Annotated in this window: 14 protein-coding genes; 7 read left to right on the top strand and 7 right to left on the bottom strand. The window is 41.9% G+C overall.

Annotated features, from left to right (window positions below):
* Positions 1-2 precede the first annotated feature (2 nt).
* A complete protein-coding gene (locus ABTV71_RS26950) occupies positions 3-371 on the bottom strand; it encodes a hypothetical protein (protein ID WP_433901685.1) in 369 nt (122 codons plus the stop codon).
* A 184-nt stretch (positions 372-555) separates the two neighbouring features.
* On the opposite strand from ABTV71_RS26950, the gene ABTV71_RS26945 reads away from it, so the two are divergent.
* Both ABTV71_RS26945 and ABTV71_RS26940 read left to right on the top strand, forming a co-directional pair.
* Positions 556-2,136 carry a Na+/H+ antiporter gene (locus tag ABTV71_RS26945; RefSeq protein ID WP_121120896.1) on the top strand — a complete coding sequence of 527 codons (1,581 nt, stop codon included), beginning with the start codon at positions 556-558 and terminating at the stop codon, positions 2,134-2,136.
* A gap of 72 nt (positions 2,137-2,208) precedes the next feature.
* Entirely contained in the window at positions 2,209-2,847 is a 639-nt protein-coding gene (locus tag ABTV71_RS26940) for an NAD-dependent epimerase/dehydratase family protein (RefSeq protein WP_433901684.1), read from the top strand.
* Positions 2,848-2,877: 30 nt separating this feature from the next.
* Here the strand turns inward: ABTV71_RS26940 and ABTV71_RS26935 are convergent, their stop codons facing one another.
* Entirely contained in the window at positions 2,878-3,426 is a 549-nt protein-coding gene (locus ABTV71_RS26935) for a YcxB family protein (RefSeq protein ID WP_433901683.1), read from the bottom strand.
* 313 nt (positions 3,427-3,739) lie between these two features.
* Between ABTV71_RS26935 and ABTV71_RS26930 the strand changes: the two genes are divergently transcribed.
* Both ABTV71_RS26930 and ABTV71_RS26925 read left to right on the top strand, forming a co-directional pair.
* A complete protein-coding gene (locus ABTV71_RS26930) occupies positions 3,740-3,970 on the top strand; it encodes a hypothetical protein (RefSeq protein WP_120260359.1) in 231 nt (76 codons plus the stop codon).
* On the top strand, positions 3,954-4,244 hold the full coding sequence (locus tag ABTV71_RS26925) for a type II toxin-antitoxin system RelE/ParE family toxin (RefSeq protein ID WP_433901682.1): 291 nt from the start codon (positions 3,954-3,956) through the stop codon (positions 4,242-4,244). The genes ABTV71_RS26930 and ABTV71_RS26925 overlap by 17 nt, the downstream gene beginning before the upstream one ends.
* Before the next feature lie 147 nt (positions 4,245-4,391).
* Here the strand turns inward: ABTV71_RS26925 and ABTV71_RS26920 are convergent, their stop codons facing one another.
* Together ABTV71_RS26920 and ABTV71_RS26915 are read right to left on the bottom strand one after the other, a co-directional pair.
* The gene (locus ABTV71_RS26920; RefSeq protein WP_433901681.1) at positions 4,392-6,080 is read right to left on the bottom strand and encodes a HEPN domain-containing protein; all 1,689 of its coding nucleotides are present in this window, start codon (positions 6,078-6,080) and stop codon (positions 4,392-4,394) included.
* 103 nt (positions 6,081-6,183) lie between these two features.
* Positions 6,184-7,476 (bottom strand): hypothetical protein, encoded by a 1,293-nt coding sequence (locus ABTV71_RS26915; protein ID WP_433901680.1) that lies wholly within the window; start codon positions 7,474-7,476, stop codon positions 6,184-6,186.
* A 107-nt stretch (positions 7,477-7,583) separates the two neighbouring features.
* Between ABTV71_RS26915 and ABTV71_RS26910 the strand changes: the two genes are divergently transcribed.
* The 3 genes from ABTV71_RS26910 to ABTV71_RS26900 all read left to right on the top strand — a co-directional run bounded on the left by ABTV71_RS26910 (position 7,584) and on the right by ABTV71_RS26900 (position 9,991).
* A complete protein-coding gene (locus ABTV71_RS26910; protein WP_433901679.1) occupies positions 7,584-7,997 on the top strand; it encodes a hypothetical protein in 414 nt (137 codons plus the stop codon).
* 196 nt (positions 7,998-8,193) lie between these two features.
* Entirely contained in the window at positions 8,194-8,565 is a 372-nt protein-coding gene (locus ABTV71_RS26905) for a hypothetical protein (protein WP_433901678.1), read from the top strand.
* 205 nt (positions 8,566-8,770) lie between these two features.
* Positions 8,771-9,991 (top strand): hypothetical protein, encoded by a 1,221-nt coding sequence (locus tag ABTV71_RS26900; RefSeq protein ID WP_433901677.1) that lies wholly within the window; start codon positions 8,771-8,773, stop codon positions 9,989-9,991.
* Positions 9,992-10,113: 122 nt separating this feature from the next.
* Here ABTV71_RS26900 and lipB read toward each other — a convergent pair whose 3' ends face one another.
* The 3 genes from lipB to recG form a co-directional block, all read right to left on the bottom strand.
* Entirely contained in the window at positions 10,114-10,809 is a 696-nt protein-coding gene (gene lipB, locus ABTV71_RS26895; protein WP_433901676.1) for a lipoyl(octanoyl) transferase LipB, read from the bottom strand.
* A gap of 58 nt (positions 10,810-10,867) precedes the next feature.
* Complete coding sequence (gene hflX / locus ABTV71_RS26890; RefSeq protein WP_433901675.1) at positions 10,868-12,058, bottom strand: GTPase HflX; 1,191 nt, start codon at positions 12,056-12,058, stop codon at positions 10,868-10,870.
* A gap of 526 nt (positions 12,059-12,584) precedes the next feature.
* Entirely contained in the window at positions 12,585-14,690 is a 2,106-nt protein-coding gene (recG, locus tag ABTV71_RS26885; RefSeq protein WP_433901674.1) for an ATP-dependent DNA helicase RecG, read from the bottom strand.
* Positions 14,691-14,697 lie beyond the last annotated feature (7 nt).

The raw sequence follows: 14,697 nt of genomic DNA, 5'->3' as shown, positions 1-14,697 counted from the left end.
GCTTATGCTAATTTACTGTTTCCGTTTGGATTTACCCAATCATAGAAATGACGGATTCCCCTTTTTAACGATTCTTCACTACCAAACATGGTCAATAGTTGTTGTTCAAGATAAGTTTGTGCCCTGTGCTTAAATACGTTTGATAGCTCTTCGGGAACGTCGGCACCGTAGCAAATTTCAACAGTAAGATTATTGTCTTCAGAGACGGTAGCCAAGGAAAAGGCAGCTATTGACTCATTTTGAGCAAGCAGTAGGAAAGGCATGTGCAACAGACTTTTGTTTTTCACAGTATGCTGTACCTTTTTTAGTAAGGATAGATCAGAGAGGTTGACCTCTCTGATGGAATACGGTTGAAGTGTTGTAGTTGACATGGCAATAAATCTTTTTGCTAATTTAGGAAGGGTACAGGCTGTATTTAAGGTACAGAATCATATAGAAATTAGGGTACAGATGAGAAAGTAAAAAATATGGCGGGAAGTAGTGGTTTTTAATTTCCATTTAAGATATTTACAAGAGTTAATGATGTGTCTCAAGACCAGTAAATTATGACAGCCTATGCATAACTTGTTCCCGCTATTTATCGCCATGATCACGGCCATCGTGTTGCTCGAAATGCTGGCGACGAAACTTCGGGTAGCCTATCCCATTCTATTGGTTTTGGCGGGCTTGATCGTCAGCTTTATTCCAACATTACCCGTTGTTACGATTGATCCGGATGTTATTTTTCTGATTTTCCTTCCACCCTTATTATGTGAGGCTGCTTGGTCGATTTCGTTTAAGGAGATGAAGAAATGGTGGCGTATTATTGGAAGTTTTGCCTTTTTGGTGGTTTTCTTTACGGCACTTTCCGTTGCGGTGGTTGCCAGTCATTATATTCCGGGTTTCACACTCGCAATGGGCTTTTTACTGGGAGGGATTGTTTCTCCGCCGGATGCTGTCAGTACCGGGGCCATTATGAAGTTTGTGAAAGTTCCAAAATCTACTTCTGCGATCCTTGAGGGAGAGAGTCTGCTGAACGATGCCTCCTCTTTGATTATTGTTCGTTTTGCCCTCATTGCCGTGGGTATGGGACAGTTTGTATGGCAGGAAGCAGCGGTTTCATTTATCTGGATGTTGGTCGGTGGAGTTGGTATCGGTGTCCTGTTGGGGTGGTTTTTTATTCAGGCACATAAACGCTTACCGACAGATGCCCCTTCGGATATTGCGCTGACCTTGATCGAACCCTATTTTATGTACTGGATTGCCGAGCAATTTCACAGTTCTGGGGTGCTGGCTGTCGTTGCGGGAAGCCTCCTGATGTCCAACCAGCGGCTTAAATTTCTGAATAGTACCAGTCGTGTGCGGGGGCTGAGTGTCTGGGAGAGTTTTGTGTTTATCCTGAATGGCATAGTGTTTTTTATTATCGGTCTTGATCTCCCTGAGATTGTGGCAGGTTTGCGTGCGAACGGAACTTCACTACGGGAGGCTATCGGTTACGGTCTGTTGGTGACAGCAGTCCTTATCCTTGCCCGCGTGATCAGCGCCTATGCTGCGATGATTGCGACACTTATCTTCCGTCCAAGTGTGGCACCCAGGGTGCGGTCTTCAAAGCAACGTTTCTTTATGCCACTTCTATTGGGTTGGACTGGGATGCGGGGAGTAGTTTCCCTGGCCGCGGCGCTTTCCATTCCTTTGGTCATGAACGGTACTGTGATTCCACAGCGGCATCTGATTCTATTTATCACCTTTGTTGTCATTCTCTCTACCCTTTTGGTTCAGGGATTGACCTTACCCTATCTGATCAAGCGAACGAAGCTTTTTGATGCCGTGCTTGCCGAGACGCCCGAAGAGGTTGCCAAACAGCAGATGAAGCAAGGTTTAAAACAGCATGTCTATCAGTTTCTCAAGGATAAATATGAGCAAGAAGAACATAATCGGGTGGCAATGGAAAGGATTTTGAAGCATTGGGAGGAAAAAGTCAATGCTGCGGATGATTCGTGGATGAACGAGCGTACGAAAATGATTTTCATTGAATTGTTGGATGTGCAGCGTGAATATCTGGAAAAATTGAATAGCGAGTCGGAGATTGATGAGGACCTCATCCGTTCGCAGCTCTATCAAATTGACCTGGAGGAAGAGCGCTTGCGCATGATATAATGCCATGTCCATTTGTCTGGATAAATAATAATAGTTGTAGCCTTTTGGGCTAGGTACATAAGTTGAATTGCGATGAAAGTTATAATAACAGGGGCCACAGGGATGGTCGGAGAAGGTGTTTTACTGGAATGTCTTCAAAATGATAAGGTAGAGGCGGTACTGAGCATATCGCGTCGTACTGCTGACATACATCATCCAAAGTTAAAGGAGCTTTTGGTTAAAGATTTTACGAATCTTTCCGAAGTTGAAGCAGAGATCAGCGGCTATGATGCCTGTTTTTATTGCGCAGGTGTCAGTTCGGTTGGCATGAAGGAGGACAAATACCGCTATATCACCTATGATACGACATTGGCATTTGCAAAATCGCTTTTGAAGATCAATCCCGAAATCAGCTTTATCTACGTGTCCGGGGGGAGTACGGATAGTACCGAGCAGGGGAAGGTGATGTGGGCAAGAGTGAAGGGCAAGACGGAAAATGATCTGGCGAAATTGCCGTTTAAGAAGGAATACAATTTCCGGCCGGGCGGAATGACAACCGTTGCGGGACAGAAACATGCCAATCCTTTTTCATTTGTTGCCAAGATTATAAAATTCTTTGCCCCTTCGGCTGTGTTGTCCCTACATGAGGTGGGGCGGGCGATGATTCATGCTGTAGAGCGGGACGATGTAAAAAATATATTGGAAATCAAGGATATCAGGGCTTTGGCTTAGTGTATGGATAGACATAAGGTCTTTCGACCATTATTTCCATTTCCAGTTCAGTTCCTCTTGATAGGCGATATGAAGGCGTTGGCTAAGCGCTGCCAAGAAAGCTTTAAATTCGGCGATATCTTCGATCTGCTGTTTTGGAAAAAACAGTTGATCGGCCATTTTTAGTTTGATAAAAAAAGCGAAGGCCGTTTCAGTGATATATTCAAACTGGTCATATTGATATTTGGACTCCATTTGTGTGCTTTTGATCTGGAGATAATTATCTTCAAAGCTGATTGTGTGTAGAATGCCGATTCTATTCTGGAATTCGGGGCTTTTGACATATTTGGTGAAATAGCGCTTGTAGTATATCCCGAGATATTTAGGAAAGAACAGAAAGGCGATTATGCTGACTACGATAATCAGAATGGCCAGTTGACGTTCATAATAGAAAAATGGAATGGATAGTATCAGCATAAGCAGCATAAACATGAATCTTGATTTTTTGCGTGCTTTAATTATTTGGGGTGATTTGGACATGCTGAACAGTAATGCATCCAGTTGATCTTGCTCGGAAAGGGTTAGTTGAAGTTCTTTCATAAGGTAAATGTATTAAATTGGTGAGATAATCGGAATATTTCCGATTATCTGCAAATAATTTGACATGTCTTTTTAACAACTTACTATTTTTCCAAAGTAATCTTCCATCTCTTCGTTGTATTTTTCGATAAATAACTTTGTAAGTTCCGTAATCTTATAATAGCGGATCGACCTCCTTTATAATCGGCAGAAATTCATTAAAAAGGGGATCCCTATAGGTTGAGGTTTGTATATATAAAAGTCGTATTATGATCGCAAATAGATTTTGGAAATTTAGTCGTATATTTGAGTTAAGTGTTTAATTTTTATACGAATGACTACTATTACTGCTGAAATATCGAATAAGAAGGATGTCAAGGTGCTAAGGGAGATTCTTGATCGTTTTGGTATTAAATATCAAATTAATGAGGAGTCTGGGACAAATACTTTTTCTGCTGAACAAATAGCATCTTTTGAAAAATCTCAAAAGGAATTTTTAGATGGAAAATCTTCTGCGAGAGATTGGAAAGACATCAAAAAAAATCTAGATGGCCTATACGCTTAAACTTTTAAAGCGGGCTGAAGATGAACTACATCATTCATGTGAGTGGTATGATTCTCAAAAACGAGGATTGGCAAGACAGTTTCTCAAAGAACTGGATTTGCAGTTCAAATTTATTTTAAAAAATCCTGAACTATATCAAATTCAAGGCCAAGGAAATTTGAGGTTCTCACCTTTGAAGAAGTTTCCTTTTGTGATTATATATTGGTTTGATGAAGGTATGAAAATAATTTATGTTGTTTCTATATTTCATACCAGTAGAGAGCCGATAATATAAGGTTGGGATTAGTCACGAGCAAGCTTCCAGAGCTTGACTAAACGCAGTAAGAATTATGCTATTCACCAAAAGCATTACTTTTAGTGAATGGAGTGGTAGGATTTGGATTCCGATATTGATTAAATGTAGCCTGACGTACACAGGTATTTACTCTATTTTCTCGACCTGAATAGCACTTGCTATTTTCCCAAAGTAATCTTCCATCTCTTCGTTACATCTTTCGATAAACAGCTTTGTAAGTTGCTGTAATCTAATAATAGCGAATGGATCTCCTTTATAGTTGGCATTATACCTAAATTCCTGTTGGGCTTTGATAATTTCTTTAAAGAGTTTAACGTGGTCGCTGTTGTTCAGACAGAAGGTCGCGTGCGCTTCGGGAACAATTAACCGGCAGAGGTTCATTAAAAAAGGAAGACCTACAGATTGAGGTTTGTATTGAAGGATTGTACTGATAACACCGAGGCAGATTTGTTCTAAAGCCTGTGAGAGGGTGAAATATACTGCTTCGACACCACTAGGCCAGCCTTCTTCATAAGATAGATATAAGCAACGGGCGTTCTTGTAGCGACTGTCCCATTGCTTGCGTGCATACTCCAAGTCAAGTTGAGGAACAGCGATGCTGTCAGGTTTGATATTTTCAATTACTGCATTTTGAAACCAGATATCACCGACTTTCATTATGGATAGAAAGAAGGGATGACCTTTGGAAAGTTTTTTGATAAAGTGCGCTGTTTCTTCGGTGATGAAGGTCAGCGACACATTTTTCGGCAAGAGATCCATTGTCTGTTGTTGCAGGTTGGCAAGGTCAGTATTTAGGCTATCATACGCAATAAAGAGGTAGTAAGCATGCGTTATCTGATCTTCTTTATTATTTTGGAGCAGGCTATTGTACTTATGTTGATCCGAATAATAACCGAAGCAGGCAACTAAGGAAGGGGTGCAATATAACTCCAGCGTATTTAATATTAGATCGCGGTAGTTACTGTTACATTTATTTGTGTTGTAAATAACAATGTTATTTTTGGATTTTTCAGTCTCCTTGTGCTGAATTGCTTTCTTGCTAAGTTTTTCTCTGATTTCTTCGAATAAAAGATTGGAATAGTCGTAGATCCAGTTTAAGGCATTTATAGCGATTTGATAAGCTGTTTCTAATAGACTTTTGTCGATCGTATAATCTTGATTGTAACGATAACCAACATAGGCATCATCAATCTTTTCAAGTGCTTTTTTTTCCTCTTCGCTGTCTATCAATTTGGCCAATTTAGAATCAAAAGTTTTGAGATGGGCTATGGTACCTCTAAGTGAATGTGATTTTCTTTCATCGTTTAAGAGAAGCTTTTCTGCGGTTCTTAGCGATAGTTCAATAGCTTGATGGAGCATAAAGGCTGCATGTGCATTGTTGTTACTATCCAGGTAGAAAAAGTGTCCATCTATAAACGATCTGATTTTACTTTTCTCTTGGTCGATATATAATCTGGTTTTTTCGATAATCTCAGCTGGAGTATATTGGGGTAATACAAGTGGTATTTCTTGAGCAGGATTTTGGTAAATGCGATTTTCTGATTGATAAATAAGATAGGTACGGCCCAATCCTTGGTCGAGTTTCTTTTGTATCTCATGGGTGAAATGTATTTTGACGTATAGGTCTGGGTGATTCTTGATGATCTTGTTAATCGCGCTAAGAGGATCTATACATCGAATTGCTGTATTTGACAAGCGATTAATCTGAAGTATTTGGTATTTCTTGCCATCGTTGGTATAAGTCCATTGGTAGATTTCATCGACAGCAATAGCACGAAGGATTGCTTCGATGATTGGAGTGAGTTCTGTGTTCATAATCGATTGGTTTGGTGTTGTGGTTATTTTTGAAAATCAAATAAGTTAGTTACGATGCTCGACAAAATAATTGGGTGGATAAGATGTCCCTATATTCCTGTTTCTATTGTTTTTTTTGATTTAGAAGATCTATTTCGTCTGAGAAGGCCACTAAATAAGCGAGCTCTATTATTTTGATAATGGTTTGATAGATTCGTGTACTGTAATCTGCATAGTCTCCGGTATATCGATTTTTATCGAGTCCATAATTGATCCAATCATATAAGATCTCATCCCATTGTTGTTGACTATAGGTGTTAACAGTCGCTAATAACGATGATAATGGGTGCACCAATTCTTCGTCTGATATATAATAGAGTATGATCTCCTTGTTTTCATGCCTAACCAAAATTGATTGACATTCTGGCAATACGGAGATGGAGGGTTCTATATCCATTAAGCTAATGGGAGACTCTTCAAGCTTATTGAACAGCATTTCCAATAAAGAGTAAATGCAGGAATAGGTATAGAGGAGATTTGCTCCGGAGAATTTATGGTTTTTATTGTTTGCAGACCAGAATTCATTTTCGGTGATGACTGTCTGGTACCAATATCGAATATCTTCTTTCCAACCATTTAGGTCATCTCTATCAAAGAAGTTTTTGAGTGCTGAAATGGAGTAGGGGTGGGGAGCGAGCCATTCAGGCAAGATGATCCGTTCCTTTGGGCTCAATATTTCGTTTTCCAACATATCATCGGAGGGTTCCTCATTTGCCTCTATGCTGTCGTTCTGTTCCAAAGACGTATGGTCTTGGTTTTTCTCATTTTCAATCTCTTCTTGATTGTTTGTACTATTGTCCGGAAGCGATTTGTTCTCATATATTTTATGCAGTGATATAGCTAATCTTTGTAATAATTCTCTGGTCGCAAGGATTTCCTTACTTACACTTCCCAGAAATTCACCATTTCTATCGCCAATATTTATCCAAATTTCATCTAAGGTTTCGTACCATTGCCCTAATGATTGGTGTGAGAAAAATCGGCTGATCTCATCTTCTGGCGATTCAATATCATTTACACTAAGACATTCACCTGATACATAATTCCAGTAATCAGAATCACATTTAAAAAAGTCCAATGGATTTTTTAGCTTTTTCAAATGACATTTTTTAAAAATAACATAGGCTAATTCTACCAGTTCAATTAATTTTTTTGTGTTGTGGCCTGAATGAGAATGCGGACTGTTCATTTTTACATTTGAAGCAGCATTGATGAGTAGGTTTATATCCTTGACAAAATAGTGAACGTATGTTTCTTGTTCAAAGAATTCCTTGAGATATATCAGCGGATCTGCAATATACTCCTTGCTTAAATAGCGAAAATGTTTCGCTTTTAGTTTCTTTTGCGTATTTTTCATGCTAGGAATGTTTTTTGGTTAAATATTGTGTTTATAATTATCAATGGTAAAGCTAATTTAAGCACTAATTTTCGATAAAACAAATTTTATATTGATAATTATTGATTATGAGTTCTTTTTTAACGAGAATTAAGGTTATTGCTGATAGAGAGGGATTAAGTGTAACAGCATTTGAATCGGCTATTGGAGCCAGTAGAGGTGTGTTTACACGTGCATTGGCGAATAATACTGATGTTCAGGCTAAATGGCTTATTAGTATCGTCGAAAAATATCCTGAATATTCCTCTGAGTGGTTGTTAAAGGGGGAAGGTGAGATGCTTAAGCCTGTTTTAGCTCAGGAGGATGAAGAAACGTATCTAACACCTGAATTGGAAAGAATCACGAATGGGGAGATTAATACGTTAAGGCAATTGATTTCGTCACAAAATATCACTATTAAATCTCAGGAAAAGACAATTATATCATTGGAACGATTATTATTGTCGCTAGAGCGTGAGATTGAATCGCTGCGGAATAAATAGATGCTAACCGGACTTTTATTTTTTTTGAAGATGAAAGGCTGATTGATTATTATTTCCATGAGAATAAGTAGTTCAATCGCTTGGAATCAATAAACATCTGTGAATCTCGTCTTTTGCGGAGATAAACTCCTTCACAAATTGGAAGTTTGGTTTGCGGTTTGGTTTAAAATAATAGCGTCTTAAAAATAGAATAATTGTGAACGTAAAAGAACGTGTATTGCTGATCGCTGAAAAAAAGGGCATCAGTAAAACTGAATTTTTTAAAGATGTGGAGCTTTCCTATGCCAATTTTAAGGGCGGTCAGAAAAATACAGCACTCAGTTCGGATGCGATGATTGCGATATTGACCCGCCATCCGGATATAAGCCCTGCCTGGCTATTGCTGGGCGAAGGTAAAATGATGCGTACTGCGGGAGCCGTTAGCCCCGAACCGGAAATGGCGGCGACAAGTTCCGAAGGTTCGTCCGTTTCCAAACAATTGGTCGCCGCACTGGAGCAGACGATCAAAGCGCAGGAAAAGACTATTTCCGCTTTGGAGGGACAGGTGACATTACTGAGTCGGAAATAAAACCCAAAATAAGATCAACCCTTCGTTCGCGAAATAGCTGATTATAGCGATTTCATTGGCCTTCTTTTTGCCTATTTTTGCCAAGTATCGGAAGATGCTATTATTCGTCTAAAAGGTTGAGCTACGCTGCTCGCAGCGATGGTTTTCAATAGGTTTAGCCGACTTTGATGGATATCTGTATTGCTATTTAAAGAAATAAAGCTATATGTTTAGAAAAGTAGTACTCCTGTGCTGTATCCTATACAGTTGTTTTGTGAACCGAAGCATGGCGCAGCCTGCGGGTGAACGGCCTGTGTACACCTCCAAGTGGGGCTATCTCTATCAGGAGGCTGGAAAGAGCAATGATCCTTTGGGGGTATTTAGCACTGAAGCATCGATTTATCTGATCGACTCGACCAACATGCAGTATAAGGTGCAGGTCAGCAACGGTGATATTGGATTTATCGATCGACAACCACTGAAGAAATTCATGGACGGAAAAAAATCTGCTGACGAGCCCGTCAAATATTTCTATCGGGGCGTCGAAGGGTATCAGTGCCCGCACTATTATGTGCAGGTGTCCGAATTACGTGTCCGTAAAGCACCGTCAACGACAAGCACCGCTGTGCGCCGCGCACCGCTTAATGAGTTGCTGTGCATTGATTATGTGCCTTTATATACCGACGGCTGGGTGTATATCGGTGATCATTTTCATGAGAACCCTGAATATGTGCAATTGAAATTTTTAGGTTCCGCCCTCACTTACGATAAAGTACTGAAAGATTATTTGACGGTAAAAGGTAAGGATCAAGAAAAAGAACTGGTTCAGGTGGGAAGATTGCGGGAACTGGCCTGGCGGGAAGAGAAAAACTTAAAACAGGCCTTTTCCTTTTGGAAGGAATCTTATGCAGCCTATGGGGTGAATAATCCGAAAGTCGATATTGATTTTGAATTGCTGCTGGCCAGCAAGCTGGATAAAAAGCCGGATTTTGACACGTATGAAAAAAAGATGAGGGCGCTGAACCTGCATTTTATCTGGAAAGGGGTATCGCTCATGGACGGAGAGATCAAGGATGCGCAGATGAATCAACTAAAGATGCAACGTGTTGCAGAGATACCGGATATGCCCGAATGTGGCTGGGAACCGCGCTACTTTTATAAAACCCCCAATATGATCGTGGCATTTGAAGAGAATTACAAAAAGAAAGTTGTTGGAACGGTTTATAAGCTATATTTTACGGATGGTGAAATCTTGGTGATAGGCAATGAACGCATGGATGCCAATTACACTGAAAGGGATTTTATCAATCATTTTGGCGATATGGTCTCCGCAAATATGATCGAGGCACCCCATGTCTACCGTCTTCAGAATGGCGATGCAGGGCAGCTGATCATCACCTTCAAAGATGGTAAACTGTATAGCTACGATTGTATGTACTATTGTTAATCGCAGCATAGGGGACTAAAGAAATAAATGAACTACTAAAGGATTTCCTATGTTTAAGGATAACATAAACGCGCAAGGACCTGTATTTAGCAGGTCCTTGCGCGTTTATTGTTGTTTCTGATCTATATAATTGACATTTCAAAAAGTCTGGCGATGTGTCCGCGAAGTTTTTCCTTCACGTCATCCATATCGACTTCCTGACCAAGTTCCCGTTTCAATGAGGTCACGTCTTTATCGTCGATACCACAGGGGATAATATTGTTGAAATAGTCCAGATCTGTATTGACGTTAAAGGCAAAACCATGCATGGTGACCCAGCGTGAGGCGCGCACGCCCATCGCGCAGATCTTGCGGGCCGTGGGCTTGTCCGGTTCGATCCAGACGCCCGTAAACCCAGGATATCGTCCCGCTGAAACACCATAATCGGCACAGGTCAGGATAATGGCTTCTTCCAATGTCCTTAAATAAAGGTGAATATCGGTAAAGAAATTGTCGAGATCCAGAATCGGATAGCCTACAATTTGACCCGGTCCATGGTAGGTGATATCACCACCGCGGTTGATCTTATAGAACTTCGCTTCTTTTTCTTCCAGGCCTTTCTCATCCAGGAGCAGGTATTCTTCGTGCCCGCTTTTTCCTAAGGTGTAGACATGGGGGTGGGCTGTGAAGATCAGGTAGTTTGGTGTGTCTGTCGTCGTCGCGTTGACCCGATTGTCGTGTTTGATATCCAATACGCCCTTGAAGATGGACTCTTGTCTGTCCCAGGCTTCCTGATAATCTACAAGTCCCCAGTCTTGGAACTGCACCACTTTATTCATTGCTTATCTTTTTAAGAAGACGGATCGTCAGAAACGATCCGCCATCATGTTAGTCAAATTAATACAACAGATTGTTGTAAGGGTAACGTTCATTGTGCATCTTCACGATGATATCGTAAAGGGTTTGCTTGAATTCTTCGATATTAGTCTTGTTTGTTGCAGATAGGAAGATTGCCGGATCGGAATTTTTCGCCATCCATGAATTGCGGAAATCGTCCAAGGTAACCTCCACCTCTTCACCATCATGACCTTCTTCAACAGCCGGTTTGTACAGATCAATCTTGTTGAACACCGTAATAACGGGCTTATCCAGAGCTTTCAGATCTTTCAATGTTTCATTCACCGCCTGGATATGGTCTTCAAAGTTGGGATGTGAGATATCCACCACATGGATCAGCACATCTGCCTCTCTGACTTCATCCAAGGTAGATTTGAAACATTCCACCAGGTGATGCGGTAATTTGCGGATAAAACCTACCGTGTCGGATAACAAGAACGGAAGATTATCGATAACAACCTTGCGTACCGTTGTATCCAATGTTGCAAAGAGCTTATTCTCGATCAATACATCGGATTTGGAGATCATGTTCATGATCGTTGATTTACCGACGTTCGTATAACCCACCAATGCGACGCGGATCATCTCACCACGGTTTTTGCGCTGGGTCTCATTCTGCTTGTCGATCGCGCGTAGTCTTTCCTTGAACAATGAAATTTTGTCTAGGATAATCCGTCTATCGGTTTCGATCTGCGATTCACCGGGGCCACGCATACCGATACCCCCGCGCTGACGCTCCAAGTGGGTCCACAGGCGGGTCAATCGTGGTAATAGGTATTGCAGTTGTGCCAGTTCGACCTGGGTTTTTGCCTGTGCAGTTTTTGCATGTCGGGCAAAGATATCCAGGATCAGATTGGAACGGTCCAATATCTTGCGTTTGAGTTCTTTCTCGATGTTACGCAATTGGGATGGGGACAACTCGTCATCAAAGACAACAATGTCGATCTCTTCAGCTTCGACATAGGCTTTGATCTCTTCAAGTTTTCCGCTGCCGACAAATGTCGCTCTATCCGGAAAAGCTAATTTCTGTGTAAACATGCCTTTGGTCTCGCCACCGGCTGTCTGTACAAGAAATTCAAGTTCTTCCAGATATTCCTTTGCTTTTGCCTCAGTCACGCCCTGCGTGATGACACTGACCAAGACGGCTGTTTCGGGTTTTATTGCTGTATCGTGTATTTTAATTCTGGCCATTTTGTACTATTAAGTATATTAAGTGAAGTAGGTAGGTCACTAAGCCGCACGCTGCGATCTATTGCCTATATCTTGTTATACGTTCACTTTTAATTATTGTTTTGAAAAGGTAAATTTAAGAATTTATGCGTTTGTACACCAAACAAGATGGGCACCTAAATAGGACATAATTCTTCATTAACCAATAAGTCTCTTGTGATTTGCTTACCAGGGCAACTCAAAATAAGTAAGCGGTCAGTCGCCATCTTTTGCCTAGTAAAAGAAGGGGATATTTTCTATATCATGTTCATAATGATGCAAAAATAAATAATTTTGATTTTATATACAAGCGAATTGATGATAGATAGTCCATTAGCTGGCGGCGGTGATCTTTTTCTTGATTTTTATAAACAGGTTTCACTGGTAACGGCATATCTTCGAACTGATTTATCCTAGTTTGTTGAAGCGTTTTCGAACAGCATTGAATGGACTCCTGAATAAAACAAGTGATGGATGGGGTTTAAGCTTGTCAATGGCTGGACGATGATCAGGAGATTTTGTCCCAGGCAATGCCATCTGATTTCCGGGCCAAAAAGCTCCGGAGCAAGTAGTTTTTTTCGCTTTGCAGCATAGGGTCTTCTTTGAATATGGCAATGACGGTGTTTCTGCATTCGGTCAATAAGGCCTGGTCTGTCGCCAGATTGGCCATCTTAAGGTCGAGCACGCCGGACTGTTGTGTACCGGAAATGTCGCCTGGGCCACGTAGCTGTAAGTCAACTTCGGCAATCTCAAAACCATCATTGGTACGCACCATGGTGTCCAATCGGAGGCGCCCTTCTTTGCTGAGCTTATTGCCTGACATGAGTATACAGAAAGACTGTTCGGCTCCACGGCCCACACGGCCCCGCAATTGATGGAGCTGGGAGAGACCAAACCGTTCGGAGTTTTCAATGACCATGACGGAGGCATTAGGCACATTGACACCAACTTCAATCACGGTTGTTGCCACCATGATCTGTGTCTCGTGTTTCACAAAACGTTGCATCTCAAAATCCTTATCTTTCACAGGCATTTTGCCGTGTACAATACTGATCTTATACTGCGGAAGGGGGAATTCGCGCTGCAGATTCTCCAGGCCGGCCTCCAAATAGATCAGATCGAGTTTTTCACTTTCTTTGATCAGTGGATAGACGAGATAGACCTGTCTGCCTTTGGCGATTTCTTCACGCATAAAGCCAAACATCCGCAGGCGGGAGCTCTCAAAGAAATGGACGGTTTTAATAGGCTTACGTCCGGCCGGAAGCTCGTCGATCACCGAAATATCGAGGTCACCATACATGGTCATCGCCAGGGTCCGGGGAATGGGCGTAGCTGTCATCACCAGCATATGTGGCGGAATAATATTCTTGCGCCAGAGCTTCGCCCGTTGTTCCACACCAAAACGATGTTGTTCATCGATCACGACGAAGCCGAGATTTTTAAATTGTACCTTATCCTCAATGAGTGCATGGGTGCCGATCAGGATATCAAGTGTACCCTCTTCGAGGGCCTGATGGATCAACCGGCGTTCTTTGGTGCCAGTTGAACCGGTAAGCAGCTTGATGCTGACGAGATCATCGCCGACGAGCTGTTTGAGCCCCTGGTAGTGCTGTGTGGCCAAAATTTCTGTGGGTGCCATCATACAGGCCTGAAAACCATTGTCAACGGCGAGCAGCATGCTCATCAGGGCAACCACCGTTTTGCCAGAGCCTACATCGCCCTGTACCAGACGGTTCATCTGCGCACCGGTATTGGTATCGATACGGATTTCTTTAATGACGCGTTTCTGCGCCTCGGTCAATGGAAACGGAAGACGTTCGTTAAAAAAAGTATTAAACTTTTCGCCTACTTTGTTGAAGCGTTGCCCCCTGAATTTCTGTGTGTTCAGCTGCTTATTGTTGAGCAGTTTGAGCTGGATGAAAAACAGTTCTTCAAATTTGATCCGCTTGATCGCCTGATTCAATTCCTTTTGGTTGCTCGGGAAATGAATGGAGGCCAAAGCCTGCTGGTGAGAAACCAGTTGATGTTTTGCGATTATTTCCTGGGGGATCGTCTCAGCGATACTCCGAAACACGGCTTCCAATGCGGTCTGTTGCAGACGTTGGATGCCCTTGGTGTCCAGATTGAATTTTTTGAGTTTCTCCGTAGATGAATAGACCGGCTGTAGGCTCATATTGCCCGCTTGCTTGACCTGCGGATTGTAGAGGTCCATTTCGGGATGGGTAATGGACAGCTGGCCGTTGAATTCACTGGGCTTGCCATAGATAATATAGGCCGCACCTACTTTCAAAGACTTTTGGAGCCAAGGAATGGACTGGAACCAGACAAGTTCCATGGAACCCGTTTCATCTTTGAATGAGCCGACGAGACGCTTGGTCCTTTTCTCACCCACGAGCTGTAGGGAAACCAGCCGCCCCAAAACCTGTGCTGCCATCATATCGGGGTGCAGCTTCCGTATCTTGTGGAATTCTGTACGGTCGATGTAACGAAAGGGATATTGGGTCAACAAATCTCCAATGGTAAATACCTGTAACTCTTTTTTGAGCACATCTGCCTTTTGGGGACCTACACCTTTGAGGTATTCTATTGGGGTAATTAAACTTAATTCAGCCATTCTTCTC

Origin of the sequence: Sphingobacterium puteale (assembly GCF_050986225.1) — a bacterium.
GTDB classification, from domain to species: Bacteria; Bacteroidota; Bacteroidia; order Sphingobacteriales; family Sphingobacteriaceae; genus Sphingobacterium; species Sphingobacterium puteale.
This window is presented reverse-complemented; position numbering and strand designations above follow the sequence as displayed.